This is a genomic window from Kitasatospora sp. NPDC091335 (assembly GCF_044757205.1).
GTDB lineage: Bacteria > Actinomycetota > Actinomycetes > Streptomycetales > Streptomycetaceae > Kitasatospora.
The window spans coordinates 225,435-250,085 of record NZ_JBIVUM010000009.1; the positions used below are offsets into that span (position 1 = coordinate 225,435).

Annotated in this window: 20 protein-coding genes and 1 pseudogene; 7 read left to right on the plus strand and 14 right to left on the minus strand. The window is 70.2% G+C overall.

The window, feature by feature from the left end:
• Positions 1 to 22 precede the first annotated feature (22 nt).
• The 4 genes from ACIQOW_RS20895 to ACIQOW_RS20910 are packed head-to-tail and all read right to left on the minus strand — an operon-like array spanning position 23 to position 6,145.
• Entirely contained in the window at positions 23 to 1,921 is a 1,899-nt protein-coding gene (locus tag ACIQOW_RS20895; RefSeq protein ID WP_401087085.1) for a TniQ family protein, read from the minus strand.
• The gene (locus tag ACIQOW_RS20900; protein ID WP_401087087.1) at positions 1,918 to 3,186 is read right to left on the minus strand and encodes an AAA family ATPase; all 1,269 of its coding nucleotides are present in this window, start codon (positions 3,184 to 3,186) and stop codon (positions 1,918 to 1,920) included. The genes ACIQOW_RS20895 and ACIQOW_RS20900 overlap by 4 nt, the downstream gene beginning before the upstream one ends.
• Entirely contained in the window at positions 3,183 to 5,474 is a 2,292-nt protein-coding gene (locus ACIQOW_RS20905; RefSeq protein WP_401087088.1) for a transposase, read from the minus strand. The genes ACIQOW_RS20900 and ACIQOW_RS20905 overlap by 4 nt, the downstream gene beginning before the upstream one ends.
• Positions 5,471 to 6,145 carry a TnsA-like heteromeric transposase endonuclease subunit gene (locus ACIQOW_RS20910; RefSeq protein ID WP_401087090.1) on the minus strand — a complete coding sequence of 225 codons (675 nt, stop codon included), beginning with the start codon at positions 6,143 to 6,145 and terminating at the stop codon, positions 5,471 to 5,473. The genes ACIQOW_RS20905 and ACIQOW_RS20910 overlap by 4 nt, the downstream gene beginning before the upstream one ends.
• Positions 6,146 to 6,795: 650 nt before the next feature.
• Here ACIQOW_RS20910 and ACIQOW_RS20915 point away from each other — a divergent pair.
• The 3 genes from ACIQOW_RS20915 to ACIQOW_RS20925 all read left to right on the plus strand — a co-directional run bounded on the left by ACIQOW_RS20915 (position 6,796) and on the right by ACIQOW_RS20925 (position 9,827).
• A complete protein-coding gene (locus ACIQOW_RS20915; protein ID WP_401087092.1) occupies positions 6,796 to 8,184 on the plus strand; it encodes a hypothetical protein in 1,389 nt (462 codons plus the stop codon).
• A 459-nt stretch (positions 8,185 to 8,643) separates the two neighbouring features.
• A complete protein-coding gene (locus ACIQOW_RS20920; protein WP_401087094.1) occupies positions 8,644 to 8,994 on the plus strand; it encodes a peptidase inhibitor family I36 protein in 351 nt (116 codons plus the stop codon).
• A gap of 347 nt (positions 8,995 to 9,341) precedes the next feature.
• Positions 9,342 to 9,827, plus strand: coding sequence for a hypothetical protein (locus ACIQOW_RS20925; RefSeq protein WP_401087096.1), 486 nt, complete (start codon positions 9,342 to 9,344; stop codon positions 9,825 to 9,827).
• A 245-nt stretch (positions 9,828 to 10,072) separates the two neighbouring features.
• On the opposite strand, the gene ACIQOW_RS20930 is transcribed toward ACIQOW_RS20925, so the two are convergent.
• Positions 10,073 to 11,590 (minus strand): hypothetical protein, encoded by a 1,518-nt coding sequence (locus tag ACIQOW_RS20930; RefSeq protein ID WP_401087098.1) that lies wholly within the window; start codon positions 11,588 to 11,590, stop codon positions 10,073 to 10,075.
• Between the two features lie 651 nt (positions 11,591 to 12,241).
• Here ACIQOW_RS20930 and ACIQOW_RS20935 point away from each other — a divergent pair.
• Positions 12,242 to 12,835, plus strand: coding sequence for a DUF5655 domain-containing protein (locus tag ACIQOW_RS20935; protein ID WP_401087099.1), 594 nt, complete (start codon positions 12,242 to 12,244; stop codon positions 12,833 to 12,835).
• 138 nt (positions 12,836 to 12,973) lie between these two features.
• Here the strand turns inward: ACIQOW_RS20935 and ACIQOW_RS20940 are convergent, their stop codons facing one another.
• From ACIQOW_RS20940 to ACIQOW_RS20965, 6 genes and pseudogenes are all read right to left on the minus strand, one after another.
• Entirely contained in the window at positions 12,974 to 15,178 is a 2,205-nt protein-coding gene (locus ACIQOW_RS20940) for a DUF317 domain-containing protein (RefSeq protein WP_401087101.1), read from the minus strand.
• Positions 15,097 to 16,116 carry a hypothetical protein gene (locus ACIQOW_RS20945; protein WP_401087103.1) on the minus strand — a complete coding sequence of 340 codons (1,020 nt, stop codon included), beginning with the start codon at positions 16,114 to 16,116 and terminating at the stop codon, positions 15,097 to 15,099. The genes ACIQOW_RS20940 and ACIQOW_RS20945 overlap by 82 nt, the downstream gene beginning before the upstream one ends.
• A gap of 278 nt (positions 16,117 to 16,394) precedes the next feature.
• A complete protein-coding gene (locus tag ACIQOW_RS20950; protein ID WP_401087105.1) occupies positions 16,395 to 17,324 on the minus strand; it encodes a DUF317 domain-containing protein in 930 nt (309 codons plus the stop codon).
• Entirely contained in the window at positions 17,258 to 18,157 is a 900-nt protein-coding gene (locus tag ACIQOW_RS20955) for a DUF317 domain-containing protein (protein WP_401087106.1), read from the minus strand. The genes ACIQOW_RS20950 and ACIQOW_RS20955 overlap by 67 nt, the downstream gene beginning before the upstream one ends.
• The gene (locus tag ACIQOW_RS20960; RefSeq protein WP_401087108.1) at positions 18,147 to 18,902 is read right to left on the minus strand and encodes a DUF317 domain-containing protein; all 756 of its coding nucleotides are present in this window, start codon (positions 18,900 to 18,902) and stop codon (positions 18,147 to 18,149) included. The genes ACIQOW_RS20955 and ACIQOW_RS20960 overlap by 11 nt, the downstream gene beginning before the upstream one ends.
• 103 nt (positions 18,903 to 19,005) lie before the next feature.
• Positions 19,006 to 19,419, minus strand: a pseudogene (locus ACIQOW_RS20965) (DNA-methyltransferase); the annotation flags it as partial.
• Between the two features lie 84 nt (positions 19,420 to 19,503).
• Between ACIQOW_RS20965 and ACIQOW_RS20970 the strand changes: the two are divergent.
• On the plus strand, positions 19,504 to 20,028 hold the full coding sequence (locus ACIQOW_RS20970) for a DUF397 domain-containing protein (RefSeq protein WP_401087109.1): 525 nt from the start codon (positions 19,504 to 19,506) through the stop codon (positions 20,026 to 20,028).
• A gap of 142 nt (positions 20,029 to 20,170) precedes the next feature.
• On the opposite strand, the gene ACIQOW_RS20975 is transcribed toward ACIQOW_RS20970, so the two are convergent.
• Positions 20,171 to 20,869 carry an HAD family hydrolase gene (locus ACIQOW_RS20975; RefSeq protein ID WP_401087111.1) on the minus strand — a complete coding sequence of 233 codons (699 nt, stop codon included), beginning with the start codon at positions 20,867 to 20,869 and terminating at the stop codon, positions 20,171 to 20,173.
• Positions 20,870 to 20,964: 95 nt separating this feature from the next.
• On the opposite strand from ACIQOW_RS20975, the gene ACIQOW_RS20980 reads away from it, so the two are divergent.
• Positions 20,965 to 21,738: a helix-turn-helix domain-containing protein gene (locus tag ACIQOW_RS20980; protein WP_401087113.1), complete on the plus strand. Its 774-nt coding sequence runs from the start codon at positions 20,965 to 20,967 to the stop codon at positions 21,736 to 21,738.
• The gene (locus ACIQOW_RS20985; protein ID WP_401087114.1) at positions 21,722 to 22,195 is read left to right on the plus strand and encodes an NUDIX hydrolase; all 474 of its coding nucleotides are present in this window, start codon (positions 21,722 to 21,724) and stop codon (positions 22,193 to 22,195) included. Before ACIQOW_RS20980 ends, ACIQOW_RS20985 begins: the two co-directional genes overlap by 17 nt.
• Here ACIQOW_RS20985 and ACIQOW_RS20990 read toward each other — a convergent pair.
• Both ACIQOW_RS20990 and serS read right to left on the minus strand, forming a co-directional pair.
• Positions 22,183 to 22,752, minus strand: coding sequence for an HD domain-containing protein (locus tag ACIQOW_RS20990; protein WP_401087116.1), 570 nt, complete (start codon positions 22,750 to 22,752; stop codon positions 22,183 to 22,185). The genes ACIQOW_RS20985 and ACIQOW_RS20990 overlap by 13 nt on opposite strands.
• A gap of 133 nt (positions 22,753 to 22,885) precedes the next feature.
• Positions 22,886 to 24,184 (minus strand): serine--tRNA ligase, encoded by a 1,299-nt coding sequence (serS, locus tag ACIQOW_RS20995; RefSeq protein WP_401087117.1) that lies wholly within the window; start codon positions 24,182 to 24,184, stop codon positions 22,886 to 22,888.
• Positions 24,185 to 24,651: the final 467 nt, after the last annotated feature.

The following is a 24,651-nucleotide window of genomic DNA, read 5'->3' on the forward strand; positions in this document are numbered from 1 at the left end:
GGCAGCTTTCGCGGACAGCCATCTACCGCGGGGCCGGCGTCGAATCCGTGGTGGAGCCTGGGCTGTGGTCACAGCTGGCTGCGACCTGGGCGGCGTACGGCGCGAGCCGCTCGCGCAGCACCCTCTGGCTCCTGACGGTGAGGTAGAGGAGTTGGTTGATCTCGCGGCCGATCTCGGCGTAGTCGGCTACCCGCAGGCCGGTGCCGCCTTCTCGCATCAGCGGGCTCAGTTGGGCCTCGCCTTCGGTGACCTGTGTCCACACGAGAACGGAGGCCGCCGTTCGGACCTGGGCGCAGGCGAGGCTGCCGGCCAGTCCGTGAATCAGATCGGACCAGTGCTCCTGGGGGATGATCCACGCGGAGAGCGTGCGACGGCGGCGGGCGTAGTCGACTCGGTCAGGGTTGGCTTCGAGTTCGGCGGCGATGGCTTCCACCCCTGACCGGAACAGCTGCCAGGTCGCGTCGCCGGGGCAGCGGTCCCGCAGCAGGTCCAGGGAGGTGCTGGCGTATCCGCGGGACATGTCGAGGGTCCTCGCGCAGTCGGCCCAGGTGCCGCCCGCTGTCATCTCGACGAGCTTCAGCGCTGCGGCCCGCCGTACGTGCTTGCCGTTGGCGCGGCTGGGAGCGCGTAGCTGGACGGTGAAGGCTTTGAGGTGGCGCTCGTGCCAGGGCGTCGGGATGATCTGGGGAACCTCGGTCGGGGTGTAGCGGGTGGCTTCGCGGGAGGGCACCAGGAGGCGGACCCGGGCGTGCTTGCGGCGTCCGGCTGCCAGGAATGCCCTGTCCTGGCTGGAGAGTGCTCGGGTGAGGGACTCGGACATCGGCTGGCGGCGGAGGACACCGGCGAATCTCAGCGGTTCGCGCTCGCCGGCTGCGGCGGCCAGGGGATGGACGGCCGCCCGGAGCTGTTGCGGGTTGCGGTCGGCGAGCAGTTGCTCGGCCCGCAGCAGGAGCGCGCTGCAGGCAGCGGCCGTCGGCGGCGGTCCGATCATCGTGAGCCCGTGCTGGCCGGCGGGCCGTCTGGCGGCCTGGTCCTGGAGCGTGGTGATGTGTTCGGCCAGTGCGTTGTCCATCGGTGACGTCCTCGGCCGGCTGAGTGCTGCTGCGGGCCAGGAGATCGTGATCATTTTGGCGACGGCGACCAGGTCGTTGAAGTACGAGGGCCCGTCAGGGTGGGCGGAGTCCGTGGACAGGCGCTCCCGGATGCGTTCCTGCAGGGCCAGGTACGGGGCCAGGTCCGCTGCGGGGACGGAGTTGTGTGCGGTGGTGAAGCGGGCCGCGCAGGGCGGCCTCGGCTTGCGCCTGTCCGTTGGGGCTTCCCCAGGCGGGTGGTTGCGGCACTGCAGCGGGTGCAGGTTGTCCGTACCCAGGTTCGGGATGAGGCCGGCGCGGCCTAGGAAGGGGGCGTTCACCGGCTGGTGGCAGGTGGGGCAGCTGTCCTCCAGCAGTCGCCGGTGGCGGGTGCAGGCGAAACTGACGGGCAGGTGCCACTGGCGCTGCCAGGCGCCTCCGAGCAGGCGCTGCACGGGGCTGCCGTCCCCGTCCAGGCAGGTCGGGCAGAACCTGGTCGAGGCGGAGAATGCCCAGGGGTTCTGCAGGATGCGCCCGTCCTGGAGCCCGGCGTCGGAAAGCGGCGGGTAGACGTCGCTGTACTGCCGAAGTCCCAGTGCCTCGACCTCTGGCAGGGACAGCCTCGTGGCACTGGCGAACGCCTCGGTAGTGTCCGGGCGAAGCGAGACCAGCAGGTGGGCGGGCAGCCGGACGGCCCGGCCGCGTGGCTCCGTGGACAGCCTGGTGAGCTGGGCGAGGCGGGCCGGGGTGCGGCCGAGTCGGTGGGCCAGGCGTAGGAGGTAGCCCGGGAGTGACTCCTCGGCCAGCGGTTCGAGGCTTCGGGCCAGGCTCCGGGAGCCGGTGGTGCTCACCCTGTGGACTCCGTGGCCGGGCCGTCGTCGTCGAAGACAGTGTTGCGCCCTGGGTTCCGCTTCGCGCCTGTCTTCGGGGTGGGTGGGATCGTGGGTTGTTCGCCCGAGGCGGCGTCGAGGTCGGGCAGGTCGGTGGGGCTGAGGGTGCACCGGTTCAGTACGTCGATGCTCAGCCGTTCGCCGCCGCTCTGAATGGCGTGGCGGCAGCCGGTCTGGATGAGCTTCTCCAGCAGGCCGACCACTCCGTTGGTCCGGCGGAACAGGTACTCGGGCATGCCACCGCCGGTGAGCATGCCCTCGGCGTCGTTCAGCAGCCGCAGGCTGCCTTCCAGGCCGCTGAGGTGCGCGGTCCAGGCGGCGATCTGCTCGGGGGTGTCGTAGCTGAACGGGTCGAGGTCGATCAGTTCGAAGCGGCGTTCGTGCTGGCCGGCGGCGTGGGTGTTGGGGCTGCGACCGCGGTCCCTGACGGGTGGGAAGAGCCACTGCTTCGTCGCGGGGTCGCGTCGGCCGTCGCGCAGGAGCCCGGAGGTGGGGATGCCGACGCCGACGAGGATCAGGGTGACCGGCATGCTCATCATCTCGCGGATCAGGTCGAGGACGTCCTGGTCCGCCTCGCGGTGGAGCTTGAGTCTGGTGATGTCGTCGATCGCCAGGACCTTGGTGGCGTGCTCGACGATCGCCGTGCCCACGGTGCGGACCAGGTCCTCCAGTCGCATGCCCTTGTGGTCCTCGCCGTAGAAGTCGAGGATGCGCTGGCAGGTGGAGATCGGGGTGGCCTTGACCGGGCAGCGCACGTAGGCGACGGGCGCGAGGAGGTCGCGTGTGCCGGGCATCGCGTCCGGATTGATCTGCTGGTTGAGCATCAGCCACTCGTCCTCGAAGGCTGCCAGCGCCTCGCACACCGTCTCGGTCTTCCCCTGGGCTCCGCCACCGTTGACCATGACGCCGGTCCGGGTGCCCGACTTGTGGCTGAACGCGCCGTCCTCGATTCGCGCGCGGACCAGCCAGGCCACGGCCTCGCTCATCGGGGTGGCCTGCACGGGCAGACTGCTGTGGGTCGCCAGGCGGTGCAGGTCGTGGATGCGGCGCCGGCGCGGGCTCATGCGCGCGTACTCGGCCGCGGAGAGGACCGGGGCCGGGACAAAGCTGTCGCGGGTCCGGCGGTGGCGCTGCCAGCCCTCCCAGCGAGTGCGGTCCAGCGGCGGGCCGGGCAGGAACGACGCCGGGGCTGCCGAGGGTGTGGGGCTGTCGGGATGGTGGCTCACAGGTCTGCCTCCGCTTCATCGCCGTCCTGTTCGTCCGGCAGGACGAGAAGGCTGCTCTCGCGCAGGCGCCGGCCGAGCGCCGGAGGTGGTGCGGGCCTCTCCCCTACGGCATGTTCGCGGCGACGGCGGCGTTCGTCGTCCACCGCGCCCTGTCCCTGTCGGGCCCGCTCTGGCCAGCGCAGGGCGACCACGTTGTCCGCCCCGCTCGCGTTCACCCGCCCTTCACCGCCGGGCGCCGGGACCGTCGTCGAGCTTGCCGGACGGTCGGCTGCCGCTGCGGCCGACTGGGCCATCTCGCGGGCGTGCTCGATGCGCTGGGCCCGGGTCAGCCGGGTCGGCCACTGGTCGACGGGGACGGTGCCGCCGATCAGCTCCAGCAGCAGCGGCAGCAGTTCTGCGTCCGACTTGGGGGCCAGGCCGCGGCTGCGGACCTCGCGCAGCGCCTCGCGCACCCGGGCGTCGCTGAACGCGGGCACCTCGCCCTCGGGCGGCAGCCCGGTCCAGCGCAGGGTGTGCCAGTCGTGGGTGCGCGGGTCCTGGAAGAACACGAAGCACGGATCGCGCGGATCGCGGTGGAAGACGTACTTGTTCTTGGACACGCCACCGCGCGTGGAGAGCACGCCCCGGTAGGCGTCGAGCGCGGTACCGTCGTACCAGAGGTTCTTGATCTTCACGCCGCGCTTGCCGTGGATCATCACGCGGTGGGTGGGCAGCAGCTGGTAGTACAGCTCGGCCAGCGGGATCTTCAAGGCGAAGCCGCCCTGGACCATCGACGCCGCGAACAGGCTGTTCGGGCTGTGGTCGCCGGCCGGGTCCCAGCTCGGCGCGTACGACCCGAATCGCCGGTTCTGCCACACCCCGACGACCCAGGTGGCGATCAGGTGTTCCATCTGGGCCACCGTCAGCACGGCGTCGCCCTCCGGGTCCACGCCCCGGTCGGCACTGTCCACACCCTGGTAGCCCGGCAGGATCCGAAACAGCAGCGACTGGATCGCGCCGAACGCCCGCTCCACCGCCTGCTTGTCGGTGGGCCGAAGGACACGGGCCGGGCGGATGTTCGCCCCGATCACCCGCTGCACCTCGATCAGGTGGTGGTTCTTGTACACCGAGCCGTGGTCTGTGGTGACCGTCTCGGGGGCGAAGAACGGAAGGCCGGCGACCTGGTGCCCGGCGAAGTCTGCCACCAGGGTGGCCGGGACTCCGGGGTAGGCCCACTCCATCTCCTCGCCCCAGTCCGGGCGCATCGGCAGCGGCATCATCACGTCCCGCAGCACCATCGCCACGTCGACCGAGGTGTCGGAGACGAGGGTGAGGCGGAACGCCACGATCGAATGCGTGTACACATCCAGGGCCAGGGTCAGGTGGACGGACACCGCCTCGCCGAAGACGTCCTCGCGGACCTTCACCGGCAGGACGGTGGTGTCCAGCGCCACCACCTGGCCGGGCCGGTGCACCACGACGTGCCGGCCTGTCGTCACTTCCTGGACCCGGGCGGCGGATCGCTGGTAGCGCTGCCGCGCGCCCGTGGAGCCGAACCACTCCCGCCACACGATCCGCAGGGTCTCGTAGCTCGGGATGGGCTCGTCCGGCCCGAAGGTCTCCCGGACGTACTGGTGGATCAGACGCTCGCGGTCCCTCGCGCTGAGCTTGGAACGGTGGAGCGTCTCGGCACGAACGGCGAACAGGGCCTCCCGTACAGCGGGTGAAATCTTCCGGCCGGTCGCCTCGCGCAGCCACCGGTCGTCCGCGCAACCCACCGCACCGAAGCGGCGCCGATCGGTGTCCCAGCGGATCAGTGTCCGGTAGCCGACCCGCTTCAGACCCAGTGCGGCAGCCTGGTGAGGGTCCTGCTCCGCGGCGGTGCGGAGTTCCTGCGCCTTCGCCAGCCGACGCTGTGTCAGCGTCGTGGTCTCGGGGTCGTAGGCGGGGCGCGGCTCCCCCGGCGCCGCCACGTTCGGGTCGCCGCTTCGAAAACCGGTTTCGACTTCCAGCAGGTGCGCCATCCGCAGCAGGACGAGTGCGCGCTTTCCGGGTGTCAGGTCCGTCATCGCCTTGGGCTGGCGGCCCCGGCTCGCGGACGGCAGGTCCTTGCGCGTGCGAGTGGAGGGACGGCAACCAGGGTGGTGCATGAGGTGCCGGACGGAGGTGGACCACGGGGTTCCTTCCTCCCGGGTCAGGACCACTTTGCCCAGCTGAGGTTCGAACGCCTCCACCGTCCACTCGACGCCGTCGATGATCAGCTCGACCCCGTTCGACAGGGCCCAGGACACCGCGGTGGCTGTTGTCACCACTCACCACCATGGAGGCGCTCGCCCGGTGCCAGTCGGACCATGCTGCCGTTACCCAGAGGAGCCGACATCTCCACGCCCAGGCGCCGGTGCCACAGCAGGTGCAGTACGTGGGCCCGTGCCAGAACCGGATAGCTGCTCCGGTCCGTCAGCTCACCGAACGAGAGCATGCCGGGCTCGACGGCCCGCAGCAGTTGCTCCTGCAGATGGAGCGGGTCAGTCATCTCCCGCCGTGCGGCCGAGAGGCTGTCGACGATGCTCACCACGTGGTCCCGCCAGCCGGTCACCACGCTGTAGTCCCAACCGGCTGCCAGCGCGGCCTCGGCCGAGGCCGCGAAGTTCACCTCGTCGCGCGGCCGGATCCGTCCCGCCGGGCGGACGTCGACCAGCTGCGGACCGGACCTGGTCAGCAGCAGGAAGTCCGGAGTGTGCTCCACCGGTCCGCCCGGGGTCAGGAAGCGCAAGCGAAACGGCTGGGCCAGCGCCTCGACCAGCCCAGCCGCAAAGTCCGCCACGAGGAGGAGCAGTTCCTCCTCGAAACTCTCGAAGCCGTGGTGTCGGCCGGTACTGACCAGGTACTCAAGCCCTGGTCGGTGCCACTGTCCCGTTCGCCAGGTGAAGCGGCGTACCGGACGGCTTCGCGCCAAATCGATCTCGCCCAGGTTCCGCACTGTGCACGCCACCGGCGTACGGCCCAAGCGCCAGGTCGCTGTCCACCGGTCAGTCCAGCCCGCCCCAAGACTCAGGCTCTCCCCACAGCTACTGAAGCCGCGGTAGAGGTCGGCGAGGTCGGCCAGGCCAAGGGAGTCGGACCATCCAGCAACAGATCGGGCGCTGCCGCGCCCCACCGCGCGGTGCCCTCCAGGAACGGCACTGGCCACCTCACACCACACCCTCTACCGGCCGGCCATCACGCGAGCGAACCTACGACCAACGGCGCATCGCGGAGACAGATATCAGCGCCAAACCACCCGAAAGGTCACTGTCCGGCTGGGGCGCCACCGTCCACACGCACCTGATCCTCCTCGCAGAGCGCCTCGCTGACCGCCGCTTGCGAGCCGCGAAGCGGACGCCTGAAGACGGTGAACACCGCTGGGAGCTCGGAACACACGCAGCTGCGGAACTCACCACTGGGGAACCAGCCCCACGAGCGGGGCCATTCGGCCAGATGGGGCAAGATCCGCCGATGTCGACACCGTTCGCCTGACGGTGGCCATGACAGCCTGAAACGCTTCAGTCAGTGCACCCGGCTGCGGGCCGGAGCCGTACCCGGGCCCCCGGGCGGGCTGGCACGCCGTGCGCAGCCGAGAAGGGGAATCGTATGGCTGTTGACGAGACCGCCACGCAGGACGGCGCCGCGGAGCAGGGTGCGCCCGCGCCATCCACCGACCAGATGCCCGCCGACTGGCTGCCGGAAGGCATGGCGGCGCCGTCAGCCGCCGCAGTGGCGAGGGCGGAGGAAGCCCGGGAGCAGCTGAAGGTGCGCGGCCTGGACGCCTGGGTGGAGAAGAGGTGGTGGGGCTTCGAGGTCCACATGAACAAGGAGACCGCCGACGAGGTCGCGGAGATCGAAGGGCTGCTCGCAGACATCGTCAATGCCGCGATCCCTCCGCTGGGCCAGGTCATCGCCTTCTGCATGAAACTTCATGCTGCGGCGATCAAGTGGGCGAACACCGGCCAGTGGGGCGTCAAGTGCAGCTCGCCGTGGATCGCTCCGAGCTGGCTCGTCCCCAGTGCGCGCAACGGCCCCCGTGTGGACTTCAACATGTGGTGGACCGTCCTCGACGGCTCGCACTGGAGCGACGACGAGAAGTTCCCCGGCCACGAGTCGGCCGCGAACCCGGCCCTGGCCGTGCTCAACGGGCGGCTGGTCACCGTCCACCGCGGCGGCGTGGACAACTCCCTCTGGTACGCCACCTACGCCCCCGAGACCGGCTGGTCCGAGGACATCAGGACCAACATGCACAGCGCCGACGGCCCGGCGTTGGCGACCTTCAACGGCAAGATCCACCTCGTCTACCGCGCCGGCAACAGCAACGACTTGATGCACGGCACCTTCGACGGCACCAACTGGACCGTCGGCCCTATGCCCTTTCACCAGAGCTCCCGGGGACCGGCGCTGGCGGTCTACGGCGGCAAGCTTCACCTCGTCCACCGCAGTGGCAACAGCGACAGGATGTGGCACGCCACGTACGACGGCTCCCAGTGGAGTCCTGACACCGAGATGCCCCGCCACGAGACGGCGTCCAACCCGGCCCTGTGCGAGTACAACGGCGCTCTCCACCTCGTCCACCGCGGCGGCGGCAACGACACCTCCCTGTGGCACGCCGCCTACAACGGCAGCAGCTGGTCCCAGGACTTCCGGCTCCCGGGCCACAACAGCCTGGAGGGACCGGCCCTGGCCGCCTACAACGGGAAGATGGCCCTGGTCCACCGTGGCTACGGCAGCGGTGACCAGAACCTGTGGGGCGCCGCCTTCGTCGCGAACAAGGGCTGGGAGCCGGACGTGAGGTTCCCCAACCACCTCAGCAGCGCGGGGCCTGCCCTCATCGTCTACCGCGACAAGAACGGCGAGGCCGACCAACTGCTGTGCGTCCACCGCGGCGCCGGCAAGAAGGCCGCCGGTACCGACACCGCGGAGGTGGAAGCCCGCCTCACGGCCGAACGTCTCGCCACCGACTGGATCGACACGCCGCAAGACACCCCGTAGCCGCCCCGGTGCACCCGCCCGCCGCCACCACGGCGGCGGGCGTCCCGAGGGCGCGATCCTTCGCCGTCACCCTCAAGGGCGGGGCCGCCCCGGCGCCGAAGATCGGGTGCCGATCCACGACGTCCGGCGCGGAGCCCCGGGCCGTCTCAGCCGATCGCCAGTAATGACGTCACACTTCAAATGATCTGCTCTGTTGCCAGTGCCGTGACCTGGTGGGCGAGTGGAGAAGTGGTGGGGTGGATCGTAGGGGAGCCCGGTGGCGGAGATCTTGGCTTTGATCAACTCCAGGTTTCCGCCCGTAGCTGATGATTCGCTTGTTGGTGTCCTGCCAGGACGGATTCGTGCTCGGCGGTTGCCTTCGCGTCGGCGTGCCGTTGAGCAGCGTGCCGGTGGCCGCGATGCGCTCGGGCGATGAGCCGTCCACCGGTCGGACATCCCTATATGAGAGGACCCCGCGCCATGTCGGACGCCGACTTCGGCTACAGCCAGCAGTACCACTACAACTCCTACCCCAGCCATGGGGACGACCCCACGCCGGCACCGAAGCCTGCCGGCCAGCCCGCCATCTACGCCGACCGCAACTTCACGGGCGCCAGCATGACGCTCCGGGCGGGTACCTACGACCTGACCAAGCCGGGCGCTGTCGGCAACGACTCCATCAGCTCGGTCAGGGTGCCCAGCGGCTGGACGGTCACTCTCTATGCCGACACCGGCCTGCAGGGCGCCAGCAAGGCGTTCACCAGCGACGCGGCCTATGTCGGTGACGACTTCAACGACGTCGCTTCCTCTATCAAGGTCGACAACTCCTGACCTGCCGCTCCCGATCGGGGTCACATCAGCGATGGGATCCACGCACCGGCCGTCCGGCACCATCGCCGGGCGGCCGGCCACCCCGGGGTCGCGTCGGACTGCCCGCCGTTCCTGTCTCGCGCTGGTGATCAATTCCGCAGCCACGGAACGAGCGCCGCCTGCCAGTGCGGCAAGTCCGCGCTACCGGCGGACGGGATGCAGGCCGGTCGCAGAGCATTCCACCGCCGATGGCAAGGGGGCCGGGTCGGGGCGGCATCCGTTCTTGGGAATAGCTCCGAGCTGGCGGAGTGTCATGGAAGGATCGCCGAAAGTGGCAACCGTGCCGCTGGTGTGTGAGGAGTGAACGCATGAGTGCCGACCGAGACGAACTCGACATCACGGTCCCGGACCACAAGATCGACGACGTCATCCAGGCGGCCCGCTCGGGGGCCGTCATCGCGCAGGATTCCGGCGCGACCGACCTGGGTGCGCTGTCCGGCGACGGGGGCGGTGACGGCGGTACCGGGATCACCCGGGGCGCCATCCCAGTCACCGACATCACGCCCGTCGAGACCCTGCAGGAGGTGCCTGTCGCCGAGGTCCGGGCGGAGGACGTGGGCACGTTCAGCCTCCGCTACACCGGCCGCGTCCCGCAGCTCGTCGTCACCGGCGGCTCGGTCGTGCCCTCCGTCATCACCGTCGTGGACGCCACGGGGGCCGTCCTCGCGGAGTACGCCGCCAGGCCCGCCACCGAGCAGTTCCCCGCGGTCCGCACCAGCCGGGCCCTGCCCATCGACCAGAACCAGATCGTCGGCTGCGCCGGCCCCGGCTGCGCTCCGATCAGCCTGCGATAGGCGACCGCGGCCCGGGGACTGCCCGCAGTCCCCGGGCGACCCGGCACCACGGCCGGCAGGACCGGGCTCCAGCGTCCACGGGATCACGCCGCGGGCCCCGGAAGCCCGTTCCTGGGCTCACTCGTCGCTGGCGCATTCCTGGCAGGACCTCGATGACGGTCCTCGGAAGATCGTCAGTCGCAAGACCCGATGGGCTGGCGTATTGCTGGTCCTGAGCTGCTCAGACCAGGGGGTGTCGGGGCTGGTCAGGGGCGGGTGGTTTCGATGGCGTGCAGGCCGCGCAGGGTGCCGTCGCCGGCTGCGGTCTGGGTGGGGTAGAGCAGTTGCACGCTCACGGCCAGGGGGGCGCCGGGGTCGATGGTGTGGGTGTCGTCGGGAGAGGATAGGACCACGGTCCCGTCCTGGCCGTTGCTGATCACCTGGTACCACTGGGTCTGGGCGGGGTTGAGACGGGTGCCTGCGGGGACGTCGAAGCTGATCTGCCAGCGCACCACCCGCTGGTCGCGTGCGGCCAGGGTCAGTTCGTAGCTGACCAGCCATCCCTTGGCGTCCTCGGGCCAGGTCTGGTCCCACTGCCCGGTGATCTGGTAGTCGGCGGTGACCGGTGAGGCCTCGACCTGGATATCGACCTGGGCGCGGCGCTGAGTGGAAAGGTTTCCGGGGGCGGTGACCCACGCGGTCGGGGACAGGGTCCCCTCGAAGGTGCGGCTGACGGTGCCGGTGACGGTGATCGTGGCCTTGCTGCCGGCGGGCAGTTTCAGCGGCTGGTGCAGGCCGCCGGTGACCGAGCCGGTGCCGCACTGGGCGCCGTTCTCGCCCCGGCAGTGCACCTGTTCGGCACCGTTTCGCATCGGAGCGGGGATCTCGCCCTCCACCCGCACCTCGGGCGCGTCGCCGGGGCCCAGGTTGGCTACCTGGATGGTGTAGGAGACCTGCTGTCCCGCGTGGGCGGTGCGCGGGCCGTCCATCTCCAGCGGGACGGTCACCGGCGGCGCCACGCTCAGGTCACGGATCCGGTAGGTCCCTGTGGCCTGGTAATGGACCGTCGCGGACAGGCCGAGCTTGAACGTTTCGGGCATCGCCGTCATCGCGGGCCCCTCCAATGCGAAGGTCGCCAGCGTGCCGCCGGGGTCGGATCCGCGGGTGTGACGCACGGTCAGGGCGGTGCCGTTGATGCACATCTGGACATGCGCGCGGTCTTGCCACGAAGCTTCGAACCCGCCGGGCACCTCGGGCCCGACGCCCAGCAGCTCGAATCCGCTCAGCAGGTTCCCCGAGCCGCGCACCGCGATCCGGTTCGGCAGCTCCGGATCGTCCTGACCGCCGCCGTCTCCGACCCTGTAGTACTGGAAAATGGCCATGCTGTCCAAGGCGACGCCGACATACCCCGCAGTGACGCCCGCCCGTTCGGGATCATGGAGGTCGTCCTTGTGCTGGTAGGCGTAGCCCAGGCCGTACCAACTCTCCGCGGCCTGCGTCGTCTGCCGCCCATCGATGAGGAACACACACAGTCCCAGGCCGAAGGAGTCGTTCGCACCGGTGGAGGCTTCGGTGGCGTAGTCGAAGTCGATGACCACCCCCTGGGCGGAAGGAAACGGCTGATCCAGCAACGCCATCCCCACATAACCCGCCGCCCCCGGACGGTTCAGCTCCAAACCCCCCTCCAGCCGCGCCTTGCCCGCCAGCTTCCAGTTCGGATTGGACGGTTCCGACTGGGTGAACGGCTCGGTGATCGGGAACCGTGCAGGGCTCTGTTCGGTCATCAACACTCCTCGACTGGCCTTTGCATCACGACCCTGGGCCCGGCTTGCACCCAGGGTCCCGCTCCGGTGACTCTGCGCAAAAAACCCGGCCGCCAACCCTCGTTGGCCACCTCATCTTTTCAATTTGATCACGCACCACTGGCTCGAGAGGGATCGACATGACGACTGCTAGCAAGCCGTTGCCCGACCGCGATGGAATGGCGCACGGGGGCGGAATCAGACAGCTGTGCCCCCGCCGCCGATCTACTGCCGAGAGACGGATATACCCGGTCATTCCGTGGCGTCGATCCAATCCCAATTGCGCCTCCCCATTCCCGGCCCCCTGTCGTCGTGGTCGGCGCACAGCCCCCCTGGGGCCGTTCGTCTCGTCAACGGCGGCGCCTCGTCTGATCGTTTCCCCGGTCAGCCCCGGACCCCAACCGGGTGACAGCGCGTCAACCTACTGACTCAGCAGCGTGCAGGCCGCCGCATCCGTTCCCGCCGGGTGGCGTATGGCGGGTCATGCGCGAAGCTACAGGCGAAGGGCGGCAACGGGTCCCGCAGCGTGCGGCGCGACTGGGACGGTGCGGTCAGGGCTCGAAGGCATGGTCATCGGTTTCCTTGGGTGGCTGCCGGGTGGATCGGTATGTGTCATCTATCGCCGGTAGTCGCATGGCGCAGAAGCTCGGTCAGGAAGCCGCGAAGTCGGTCGACTGGACGAACCCTCGGATCATCTGCGTGGCCGCCGCCTTCAGCCGGTACGACCTCCACGCCGTCCGCGAGATCGGCCGCCGCATCGACCTCGTCCGGTACGTACGCTTCGGCGACGGACTGCTCGCTCTCGACCTCGTGGCCTCGACCGCCGGTTCGGGCATGCGCGCCGCGCGCACGGGTACCGTCCTCGCGCCGACCGCCCGTTCGACGGTGTCGCAGCGGCTGGGCGGTGCTCCGGCGGCGGTGCAGGAACTGTACGCCGACTTGGACGGCCGTCTGCTGGACTTCGGGGATGTCCACAGCGTGGAGCTGCTGCACTACATCGCCTACCGGCGAGGCGGGAACTTCGTCACGGTCAACGTCTTGTCGGGAGGGCTGCGGCTGTTCCTTCGTGTCGACCCGACATCGGTGGAGCTGGAAGCCGGGTTCACCCGCGACGTCTCGGAGATCGGCCACCACGGCACCGGAGACCTGGAGGTGCGGATCAGCTCCATGGATGATCTCGATCGAGCCCTGCCTCTGCTCCAAGCCTCCTACGAGGCAGCCTCGTAGGCGTTGCCCGACGACCCGGTCTGTCCGGCCTCCGAGTGTCACCGCCTGCTGTCCGGTCTTGGTACCTCAACCGGATTCGGGTCGGCGCCGGCCGATGTCGACCGGGCGCCTCCCCGGAGTCAGTCTGCGCCGGTCCTTTCATCGCGCTTGCGGTTGGCGCCCGTTGCTGCCGAGGCAGGTGGTTTCCGCACGGACGCCCTGCCCCTCGTACGCTGTGCCGACCGTTCGGGTCCGGGCGGCGGCCACCCGCGCCGGCGACGTGGTTCGACGCCGGGTTTCGAGCGGGCGGACATCGAGGTGGACGAGATTCTCAGAAGTGAGGTCCCGTCCGAGGCGAGCCACCGGTGCCGGATCGGCCAAGGCCTCGGTGACGCCGGCCAGTAGTGGTGCAGGCACATTGGCCGGCATTTCCAGGTACCAGCCTCCCCTGGAGCCGGAACCGAAGCTGCCGCCGCTGATCACCCAGTCGGTGCTCTGGTCGGGGCTGTGCATCGTGATCAGGCGGGTGATGGTGGCCATCTCGGCGTTCGGCGCGGTCCACGAGATCCGGTTGGGTCCGCTGTACCTGTCGTGCCACCCCGCGTCGATCACCGAGTCGAGCGCGTCTGTGTTGGGGGCGACCGGGTGGAAGAGATCGTGTGGCCGCCCCTCCAAGGTTGTGGCGAGAGCCTCGTGAAGTGCTGCGGTGATCTCGGTTGGCGTGCAGCCGTCGGCGGAGGACCACCACTGCTCGCCTCCGGACAGGGGACGGCGGTGGGTGGTCGTCCAGGCCGTGCCGGTGCTGTCGGTCCGGGCACGGGCGATCACTCGGGCGCACGGACTGGTGTACACCGTTGCGCCACCCGGTTCCTGCGCTACCGTCCAGCCTCGGTCGCGCAGGGGCGCGGCGGCCAGGTCACGGCCGTGATGGCCGGGTCCTGCGAGGTAGAGCGGGCTGACGAGGGCCAGGGGCTCGGGTCCGCTCGGGCGGTCGAAGAGCAGCGTGGCGCGTTCCGCCGCGTCGCTGATCAGCTTCTCTGCTCGGCGGATCGCCTCCTCGTGCTGTTGGTACGGCAGCGTTCCCCACGTACGGGGTTCGGCGTGACCTGCGGTGCTGAGGATGATCTCGTCCCACATGGCGTCGCTGAGCGCCGAGGGATCCCAGTACATCCTGCGCTCGCCCAGCCACACTGCAGCTGCTCGGAGGTCCTCGTTGGTGAATGACAGGTCCCGGAGCGGGGTGTGCAGCTGCGGAGTCGGAAGCCTGCTTGCCCGGCGGGGGGCCGACCCGGGTTCGGGCTCGCGGCCGAACAGGAGGGGGGCGCGCCGGGCGGCGTCGAGGACCATGTCCGTGAGCAGGGTGTAGGCCAGGTGCTTCTGGTCTTGCGGCAGGTCGTCCCATGTCCGAGCCGCGGTTGCGCGGGTACTGGGGATGACCTGGTCGCCGATCATGTCGGCGTCCCGGAAGTCCTCGATGGATTCCATCGCCTCCGCCGACAGGTCGATGGCGACGGCCAGCAGGTCCTCGTCGGTGTACGGCGGGGCCTCGACCCGTGCAGTGGGCTGGCCGGCCGTCGTGTTCCCGGGGCTGTCGTTCGTGGCCTTCTCGCCGAGGTGCTTCAGCAGCTCCTCGCCCATCCAGTCCCGGTCGCGCCGGAGCGGTGTGGGAGAGGTGAGGGCTTGGGCGAGGGCGTCGACGGCGGCGGTCGGGGCGTTGGTGGTGAACATGGCCTGCCAGTACGGCGGGTAGCCGCCGTTGTCGCGGGGCCCGATCTCGACGTACAGGTGTGGCCGGGACATCAGGTCGAGTGCGTCACCGGGTGGGTCGATGCGGATCTGGACGCGGGCGAGCCGGTCGGGGGCTTCGAGGTCCAGTTCGCCGTTGCGGTAGGTGCTGCGCCAGCCGGCGTCCCGGAGGGTGCGGATCAGGGTCCGGCGGTCGGTGGGGGCCTTGAGCGCGGGGTGGCCTTCGCCGGTCCAGTCGATGCCGGAGCCGGTGCGGGCGAGTTCCTCGGCCACGGCCGTGACGAACTCGGGCGGGGTCTCCTTGGAGAAGCCGGCCTGCCACTGGGGTGGGGCGAGCGGGTCGCGGGCGGCGGCGATGTGCCACCAGGCGCCTGGGTCGAGCTGCCCGTCGGCGATTCGGAAGCGGTGGTCCGGGCTCCAGGCGAAGCTCTGGCTCAGCTCCGTGGTGCCGTGTCCCCATGCCCACTCGCCGGTCAGCCGCTCGAATACCTGGTTGGCGTAGGAGCGGCCGGCCAGGTAGGCGGGGGTGACGTCGATCAGCGTGTCCGGCTCTGCGGGGATGTCGGTTCTCCTGGGTTCTTGGGGACGGCGGTCATGGGGTGGGGCGGTGGTGTGCACCGTGTGCTCTGGGCGCGTGCGGCGGTCTGCCGAGCCTGGCGTTCCAGCCACCGGGTCAGGTCGGGATCGATGCCGAGGTTGGTGTGGCCGGCCGCTGCCAGGAGGTCGGCGGCGTACTCGATCCGCAGGAGGGCGTCCTCGGGGTGGGTGCCGGCGGGGAGTTCGTGGATGCCGAGATCGGGGAGGTAGGCGAAGTCGGCTTGCTCCAGTTGGCAGGCTGCATCGGAGTGCCGGTTCGGGCTGCCGCCGATGGCGACGACGGTGGTGCCGAAGGTGATGTCGGCTATCAGCGTGCCCGGCGCGGGCCCGGCTTCCCGAGTACGGCGGATGCGGGGGGGCTGTGCCGGGGTCGGTGCGGCGGGGCGCGCCTGGGTGGTGGCGGTTGCCGCGTGGCGCCTCGGGCTCGGGGCGCGGTCGTCCTCGTGCAGGGTTCCGAGGACCTTGATGCGCACCGCGGTGTCGGCCAGCTGTCTGTGTATGTCGTCGAGGGCATGGGCGTGTTCGGCGAGGATGTCGGACAGGTCGTCGCCGGGTGTGTGACCCAGCCGGGCTGCCCAGCCAGCGAGGGCACCGGTGAACGTGGCGAGGCGGGCCAGGGTCCCGTCGCTGCCGAAGACGGTGTCGGCGTGGCGGGCCACGGCCTCATGGTCCTGGTCCGCCACGGCGAGGCGGTAGGTCAGTAGGGCGAGGTCGTGTCCGGGATCGGGCGATCGGGTCTCGACGAAGGTGCTTGCCGGTGTGCCGAGCCTGGGGTCGAGTTCGACACCGAACCCGAACATGCGGAGATCGTTCGCCGCGTCGACTGCGGTGGCTACCTGCCGCGCCTCGTCGAAGTGCGCGGGAAGCCGCAGTTCCATACCCAGCCCGTTGCTCTCCAGCTCGGCGAACTCGCGATTCTTCAGAACGGTCAGCGCGAGTTCGTTGAGGCGCCCGTTCACGACGGTGTGCCCGTCCGGCGCGCGCTTGATCGTGTAGGTGGGGGTCGTGTTGGCGATGGTGGTGTCCTTGTGGGTCCTTCGGCGGTCAGCGGGCCTGCCGGGTACGCGGTTGGGCGGTCCCAGCCCCAGTTGTCAACGAGGTGGTCGATGGCGCAGTCGGTGTACTCAGCGGTGGTGAGTCGAGCTACGGTGCGACGTCGCCGGCGTTGGCAGGTGTCCGGGTGTGATGGAGTCCGCGGGTGTCGCCGGCCTGGGAGCGGGTCGGCCTCCACGGTGGCTCAGCGGCACCGGCCTGCGGACGTGGTCGAGGTCCACACGACATTCGACGGTGCGGGCGACGGCGCGCCCGGGGACGGGGCGGCGGCCGAGCGAAGCCGTGCGGCTCTGCGCTGGATGTCCAAGGGGCTGGGCGCGGGTGGGGTGATCGGTGTGATCGTGGCCGTCTGCTTGGTGTAGTGGTCGAGTGCGTCCCGGTAGCGCAGGACGGGTGCGGGGTCGAGCATCGCCGTGGAGGCGGCGTGGAGGATGCGGGCAGGCGTCCCACCGCTGAACCTTCCGTACCAGCCTGCCGACTTGACGGTTCCGATGGTGAATCTTCCGTCCTGGCCTGCTTGTTCGGCATCATCGGTGTGCAGGAGTCCGGCTCGCCGGTAAGTGATGCTGGCCAGGCCGTCCGGGGATCTCAGGGTGAGGTGGCCTCGGTCGACGCCTTGGGGGGTCCATCCGGCTGCGGCGTAGGGGGCGATCCACTCCAGGGGGCCGGTGGCGCGCTCGTCGAGCCAAGTGTCGTCGTCCGCGCTGTACATGGCGGCGAGTTCGGCGGTGACGGACTTGACGATCTCGATCGGGGTGCCGTCGGAGAAGTTCGCGACCCAGCGGGGTGCCGAGAAGACGTCCGGGGCGACGGCGATCTTCCACAGGGTGTTCCAGTCTTGTTCGGGGATGAACCAGATGCGGATGCGCCCGTCCGCCGTGGCGGCATAGAAATTGCCGAGATCGTCGTGGTGCCGTTCGGTGTTCGGCAGGTCGAGGATGGGCTGGAACGCGGGGTCGCCGATGTGCAGGCTTCCGGCCAGGTAGACCGGGTGGACGTGGACGTCGCCGTCGACGTCCGTCCGGTGTCGGGGGTGCGAGGTGGTGTTCAGGTCGTCCTTCCTGCTGATCGGGTGGCGGCGGCCTGTGCCGCTACGGCGGCTGCGGCGTTCCACCGCTCGACGGGGATGTCGGCCAGGGTGGTGCGCCCGGTGGCGGTGGCGGCCGCGGACCGCGGTGAGCCCTTGTAGGACCGGACCTCCACCGCTCCGAGGTGAGCGGTGGGGACCTCCGCGAAACGCCGTAGGCTGGGCTGCGGGTCGGTGAGGTGGTCCAAGGCCGCGGTGATCAATCGGGTGGGCGTGTCCTTGGAGAAGTGCGCCTGCCACGCCGTTCGCATGTGGTCGTCGCCGGTCCTGCGGGCCCAGAGGGTGACCCCGGCCGGGTAGTCACGGCTCCAGGGGGCGTCGTGGAACACCCCTGCGTCCCAGCGGATCAGCCCGGTGGTGGCGTCGGGCGAGCAGAATCGCATTTCCGAGGGGGTGCTGACGTCCAGCCAGTCGGACTCGCGCATCTGGGTCACCAGGGTCGCGCAGGTGTTGTCCCTGCCCCAGAGCGCTTCGTCCTTCGCGGCGAAGCTGCTGTAGGACAGGGCGTGAGAGAGCACTGCCGCGGCGGCGAGAGCGATCTCGTGCGGGGTCTCCAGGTCGAAGTCCGCGTGCCAGGCGCGCTCGCCCACGGCGGACTCGTATCCGGCCACCGTCCAGCGGGAGTTGCGGTCGCCCGGCTCGTGGTCGAGCCTGATCCGGCCGGTGAGGCAGTCGCTGACGGCGACGCTGGTGTCGCCTCCGTCGCAGGAGTACCGGGACCAGCCCTGGTGCTCGGCGAGGAAAGCCTCGAACGCCGCGTTGGCGGTGTCCGGGTGGCCCGGCCCGGCGAGGTAGCCGGGGCTCACCACGACGTGCTGCTCGCCCTGGGCGATGCTGGGGCTGGGCTGGTCATCGGCCAAGGGCGGGCTCCGGGCATCGGGCCACCGGGGGGGTGCGCAGGGCGGCGCGGTGGAGCATCGGGATCCGGGAGGCCCGGCGGGTGTAGCGGCCGGGGTCGGTGACGGTGCGCAGGGCGGCCATGATGACGCTGGTCGGCACGGTGTGGCTGAACTCGGCCGTCCACCAGGTTGCTTCGTGGCCGCGGGCGCCGGCGGTGAGGGTGTAGGCGAGGTCGCGGGCGTCGCCGTCGCCGGTGGCGGCGCGGTGGATCCGCAGGGTGGCGGTGCCGTCCGGCGCGTCGAGGGTGGGGGTGCAGCACCGGGTGCCGGAGCTCCAGCGGGCGAGGGCCGCCTCCATGTGGAGGGCGTCGAAGGAGTCGGCGTGGGAGGTGCGGCTCCACAGGTGCTGCTCGCGTTCGGTATGGGTGGGCTGGCCCGTGCCGTGGGCGAGGCGGCGGGCCGCGGCCATGACCACTTCGGCCGGTGTGGCCGCGTCGAACGTGGCGTGCCAGGCGGGGCTGCTCGACCGGCTGCGGCCGGAGGCGACGGTCCACCGGGGGGAGGTGCTGTCCGTGGTCCGGTCGAGGATCACGATCCCGGTCCCGCTCTCGTGGCAGGCGATCAGGTTGTTGTCCTCCACGGTCAGCAGCCAGTCGTCTCGCCCTCTGGCGAAGGCGAAGAGCGTGTCGAGGTCCTCGCCGGGGCCGGCGAGGTAGCCAGGGAAGACCGCCATCGGCATGTCGTGGGACGGGTTGGTGCGCGTCATCGGGTAGTGGCTCCATCGGGTCGTAGGCGGCCCCGGGGTGGTCCGGGGCCGCTGGGCCGGGGTTCGACTGGGGGCGGTCGAGGCCGGAAGGGTCCTCGGGTGGCTACGCCGGTGCCTGGTCGACTGCCTCGGTGGTGCGCTTGGCCTCCGCGAGGCGTTCCTCGGCGATGTCGGCGTAGTGGTCGGTCAGTTCGATCCCGAGGAAGCTCCGGCCTTCGAGGAGCGCGGCGACGCCGGTCGAGCCGGACCCCGCGGTGAAGTCGAGGACCGTGCCTCCCGGCGGGCAGATCTTGACCAGGTCGCGCATCATGCCGACGGGCTTCTGCGTGATGTGCCGGCGTTTGCTGCCCGAGGGCTGGCTGCCTTCCAGCAGGCCCTTGAGGTAGACCGGGTTGCGGTCTCCGTCCATCGCGCCGCGGCTGCCCCAGACCACGAACTCCGCGTTCTGGGTGAAGCGGCCCTTCTGTGGGCGGGCGGCCGGCTTGTACCAGGGCACGATGCCGCGCCAGGTCCAGCCGCCCGTCAGCGAGCACATGATGGACGAAGCCCTCTCGCCCGAAGACTCCCTCACCTTCCTGGAACAACTCGCTGAGGAATATGCATGACCCTGCACAGCGGCGCGCCCGTCCCCACCGTCCCGCGCACCGACGCCGACCCCGTCTGGCTGGCCCAGCACCTCGCCCGGGCCCAGTGGCGGTCAGCCAGCACCGGCGGTACGAACTGCGCCGAGGTCGCCCTCCTGCCACGCGGGATCACTGCCGTACGCGATTCCCTCAACCCTGACCAGCAGCCCCTGGTTCTCTCCGACGCGGCGTTCGAGCAGTTCGCCGACGCGGTCATCGCCGACCTGTTCCGCAGGCCGCCCGGCCTCGACTCGAACCCCGTCACCGCGACCGGCAAGAACGAACTCGCCGCCGAGTGGCTGGCCACTCACCTCGACTCGGCCACATGGCGGTTCGGAAGTATCGAGAGCATCGGCGTAGCCTTCCTGCCCCGTGCCGTCACCGCCTTCTGCAGCCCCCTCGGCCAGGACAGGCGCCTCCTCATCTTCGCAGCCCGAGATCACCGACTTCTTCGCAGGCATCAGAGCCGGGCTGTTCCGTCGGTGAGGCGGCAGCAGCTGTAGCGGCGAACCTGGGCTCGTGTCACGACGTGCCGTTGTGCAGCCCTGCCGTCCAGGTACGCCCGCACCGGTCCGAGCAACCCGTGCGCACGAACTCGGGGACCGGGTCGTGGGTGACCCACGCGGGCGCGGGCAACTCCTCAGTTCAGTCCCGTTCGACGGCAACGCACGCGAGGTGCGCCAGCAAGGCAGCTGTGTCGGTCAGGTCTGGCAACACCACCTCGGCGCCGGCCACGCGAAGGTCAGAGGCGGAATGGACCCCCGTGGCGACGGCCACGATATGAACCCCGTTGGTGAGCGCGGCTTCGACGTCGCGGGGAGTGTCACCGACCAGCACCACAGGTGCACCCGCCGGGAGAGCATGGGCGACGTGGATGCGGTCTCGGGCCACCTCGACGAGTGCCGCCCGGTCCCGGTGGTCGGCACCATAGGCGCCGACCTCCAGGTCCACCAGGTCGTCGAGCCCGAAGGCTGCCAGCTTCAACTGGGCGTTCGCCGCGATGTTCCCGGTCAGCACCGACGAGACGACCCCGGGCTCCTGCGCGACAGCGGTGAGGGCCTCCCGGACGCCGGGCAGCGCGCGGCCGCGCAGCCGCAGCGCCTCTGACCGTGCCCGGCCGGCCGCTTCGAGAGCGGCCTGGACGGCGTCCCACCCCGGCTGGACCAGACCGTCACGGTCGAACATCTCTCGCATGATCAGTCGATCGGTGCGCCCTTCTGTCACCGCAGGGGCAGAAGGCCGATGTTGCGCCACGGCCTCGAAAGCCGCCGCATAGATCTCCTTGCTCACTCCGGCGTTGTCGATGAGCGTGTGGTCGATGTCCCACAGGACGATGAGCGCCATCGGGCCAGCGTAGGCAACCCGTCTGGTGCGCGTCGGCCGCTACGCGTCCTAGGACGTCCTTGCGAGTCCTGCCGCCGTCCGGTTGGATATCTGCTGTGAACGAGCGATTGCGCTCCGCACTCGCCCAGCGCGGCGTCTCCCCAGTAAAACTCGCGGCGGCCTGCGAGGTGGACCCCAAAACGGTGACCCGCTGGTTAGGCGGTCGCCTGCCGCATGCACGCCACCGGTGGAGTGTTGCACGCCACTTGAAGGTGGACGACGACTTCCTCTGGCCCCAGACCCGGCCCCAGACTGGACAGGCGTCCGGTCCCGGTACCGGCCTCGTGGCTACGTACCCCGACCGTGCCAGCGTCCCGCGGGAGATGTGGCTCTCCCTCCTGCTGGAAGCAGAGCAGGGCATCGACGTGCTGGTGTTCTCGGGGACGTTCTTCGCCCAGTCGAACCCGCGTATCGCCGCCATGCTGGCGCAGCGCGCGGCGGCCGGGGTGAAGGTCCGGCTGTGCTTCGGTGACCCGCAGGGCCGCGCGGTGGCGATCCGCGGACGCGAGGAGGGCATCGGCGACGCGCTCGCGGCGAAGATCGGCGCCTCGCTGACCTACTACCGGCCGCTGCTGGGCACGCCCGGATGCGAGATCCGTCTGCACGACACCACCCTCTACACCTCGTTGTTCCGTTACGACGACGACCTGCTGGTCAACCCGCACGTGTGGGGCCAGCCGGCGTCCGCCAACCCGCTGTTGCACCTCCAGAAGGGTGGCGACCTCGGTTGGTTCGGCGGCTACGCTTCGAGCTTCGACGCGGTCTGGGACTGGGCCCGGCCGTGGACCGACGACGCGCAGGAAGGTCAGCCTCGTGGCCGGCAGGACTGAGTACTACGGCGATCCGGACGCACCGGCCGCGAACTCGCTGGTGCCCGCGAGCAACCTGCTCGTGCAGAACGAGGCCGGCGAGATCCTGTTGCAGCGCCGGCGCGACACCGGGCAGTGGGCACTGCCCGGTGGGAAGCAGGACATCGGTGAGTCCGCCGCCGACTGCGCGGTGCGCGAGTGCGAGGAAGAGACCGGGATCAAGGCGGAGATCACCGGACTCCTCGGCGTCTACTCCAACCCGGAGCACGTCGTCGTGTACAGCAGCAACGGCGAAGCCCGCCAGCAGTTCGAGGTGGCGTACATCGGCCGCCCGATCGGCGGCACCCCGACGGTCAACGACGAGGCCGACGGTGTGCGCTGGGTGAGGCCGGGTGACCTGGACGAGTACGACATCCACCCGAGCATGCGCCAGCAGATCGGCCACTTCCTCAGCGGCAAGTACCCCTACCTCGGCTGAGCCGCGGCGGTGAGCCGGTGTTCGGTGCGGGCCACCGCTGCCTCGATCTCCGGCTGCGCGCGGTGGATGAACCGTCCCACCAGCGTGTCGGCTCCGTAGCGGGCGAGGATCTCCGCGACCCGCTGGCTGGCGCTGGTGGGCATGCCGTCGGGAGTGGTGGTCATGTCGCAGAAGATCAGGGCGTCCACCAGCACCTGGTCGTCGAGCAGCGGGAACTCCCGTTCCAGGGTCTCGCGCAGCCCGCGTTCCTCAGCCTCCAGCAGGGCGAGCGAGTGGTTGGCCACCAGCCGCACGAGCCGCGTGTCCGCGCCCTGCTGGCTCTCCAGGAAGCGTGCGCCGTCCAGGGGGTGGAAGCCGGTCGTGGCAAGCCGAGGTGCGTAGCCGACGTCATGGAGCACGGCGGCGGCTACCAGCAGGCCGCCCTCCGGCCCGGCGACCGGGGCCAGTTGCGCGGCCTGGCGTGCCACCCCCTGGGAGTGCGCCCACCGCCTCGGCAGGGTGGCCGACAGCTCTTCTTCGGCGATCCGCCACGCCCACTCGGGCAAAGTCTCCGTCATGCTGTCGGCCTTCCCGCTCGGCGGCGCTCCATACGCGGTGTCCACGAGCTGTCCGGGCCACGGCTGCGGTGGCCCGGACAGGATCCTCTCCGGTGTCGCCGAACAGGACGTGGCGCGTCGGCGTTCGGTTCGGCTATCCGGCTGTTGCCGGGACCAAGGACTCGCGGCCGAGCCAGCGCCGCAGCACCTCCGGTACCGTGACGGTGCCGTCCGGCTGCTGATGCTGTTCCAGCAGGGCCGGTACCAGACGGCTGGTGGCCAGCCCGGAGCCGTTGAGGGTGTGCACGTAGGCGGCCTTGCCTGCTGCGGGGCGGTAGCGGATGTTGCCGCGCCGGGCCTGGTAGTCCCGGGCGTTGGACACCGAGCTCACTTCGACGTAGCCGTCGATGCTGGGCAGCCAGACCTCGACGTCGAAGGTCTTGGCCATCGAGGCGCTGGTGTCCTCGGCGGCGAGGCGGGTGATGCGGTGGTGCAGGCCGAGCGCCTCGACCAAGTCGGCTGCCTTGGCCAGGAGTTCCTGGTGGGCGGTGTCGGAGTGGTCGGGGTGTGCGAACTGGAACATCTCGACCTTGTTGAACTGGTGGCCGCGAAGGGTCCCGCGGTCGGCGGCGCGGTAGCTGCCGGCCTCGCGCCGGTAGCACGGCGAGTAGGCGACGTACTTGCGGGGCAGATCGGCCTCCGGCAGGATCTCGTCACGGTGCAGGTTGACCAGGGCGGTCTCCGAGGTCGGCAGCAGGAATCGCTGCGGCCCGGCCGGACCCTGTTCGACTGCGAAGACGTCCTCGGCGAACTTGGGGAACTGGCCTGCGGTGTAGCCGGCCTGGTAGGTCAGCAGGTGGGGCGGCAGGATCAGCTCGTAGCCGTCCTGAACGTGGGTCTCGATGAAGAAGTTGAGCAGCGCCCATTCGAGCAGGGCGCCGTTGCCGCGGTAGACCCAGTTGCCGGTGCCGCCGAGCTTGACGCCGCGCTCGTAGTCGATCAGGCCGAGCCGGCGAGCCAGTTCGACGTGGTTGTGCGGCTCGAAGTCGAAGACCGGCCGGGCACCGTGCTCGCGGACGACCTGGTTCTGCTCCTTGCCTCCGGCCGACACGTCCTCGTCGAGCAGGTTGGGCAGTTGGTCGAGGAAGGCCTGGCGCTCGCCGGCCAGGGTGGCGAGCTGCTCCTCCAGGGCGTCAAGACGGGTACCGAGTTCGGTTGCCTCGGTGCGCTTGGCGACGGCGGCCGGGTCCGCCTGGTTGAGCCGCGCGATCTCGCGGGAGATCTGCTTGCGCTCGGCGCGTAGCGTCTCGACCTCTGTCATGCCGTGCCGGTACTTCTCGTCCAGGGCGAGGAAGTCGCCGAGGTCGATGTGAACGGCTCGCTTCGCCAGCGCGCGTTCGACGCGCCGGGGGTGCTCGCGGATGACGGTGATGTCCAGCATTTCGGGTCCCATCGATCAGTCGGAGTCCGACATGATCCCTTGGGAGCGTGGGCGAGAAGGGAACTCGCGGTGCCACCACGCCTTCGCCGCCCCCAGGGGGACGGCCTCGACAGCTCGATAACGGGAGCGAACCGGCGGGGCATTGGGCCGAAGCCGGCCGTTCCTCCCCGCACTCGGGAGGGGATTCGCCACAGGACGCGAGGCTGCCTTCCCAGCTGCCGGCAGCTCTCTCGGCTCGCGTGCCCTGCGGCTACTTGTCTCCGTCAGCGCGTTGCCCAGAGGATAGAACGCCCGGGGGCCGCGAGCAACGCCGAATCGCTGTCCAGATTCGGCTGATCACCCTGAGTGTCGGCCGGGCGATCGGCGCGGGCAGGTGCCGCGCCGGCTCCGCAGCCGCATCGACGGGTCAGGGCGAGGGCGGCGCTGATGTCGGGTGCATGACCTTCCTGGGCGGGGCTCTCGTTTCACCGCTCTGTACA

Coding starts and splice junctions, on each gene's coding strand:
- ACIQOW_RS20915 (WP_401087092.1), top strand. CDS start 6,796: ATGGCTGTTGACGAGACCGCCACGCAGGACGGCGCCGCGGAGCAGGGT.
- ACIQOW_RS20920 (WP_401087094.1), top strand. CDS start 8,644: ATGTCGGACGCCGACTTCGGCTACAGCCAGCAGTACCACTACAACTCC.
- ACIQOW_RS20925 (WP_401087096.1), top strand. CDS start 9,342: ATGAGTGCCGACCGAGACGAACTCGACATCACGGTCCCGGACCACAAG.
- ACIQOW_RS20930 (WP_401087098.1), bottom strand. CDS start 11,590: ATGACCGAACAGAGCCCTGCACGGTTCCCGATCACCGAGCCGTTCACC.
- ACIQOW_RS20935 (WP_401087099.1), top strand. CDS start 12,242: ATGGCGCAGAAGCTCGGTCAGGAAGCCGCGAAGTCGGTCGACTGGACG.
- ACIQOW_RS20960 (WP_401087108.1), bottom strand. CDS start 18,902: ATGACGCGCACCAACCCGTCCCACGACATGCCGATGGCGGTCTTCCCT.
- ACIQOW_RS20970 (WP_401087109.1), top strand. CDS start 19,504: ATGACCCTGCACAGCGGCGCGCCCGTCCCCACCGTCCCGCGCACCGAC.
- ACIQOW_RS20975 (WP_401087111.1), bottom strand. CDS start 20,869: ATGGCGCTCATCGTCCTGTGGGACATCGACCACACGCTCATCGACAAC.
- ACIQOW_RS20990 (WP_401087116.1), bottom strand. CDS start 22,752: ATGACGGAGACTTTGCCCGAGTGGGCGTGGCGGATCGCCGAAGAAGAG.
- serS (WP_401087117.1), bottom strand. CDS start 24,184: ATGGGACCCGAAATGCTGGACATCACCGTCATCCGCGAGCACCCCCGG.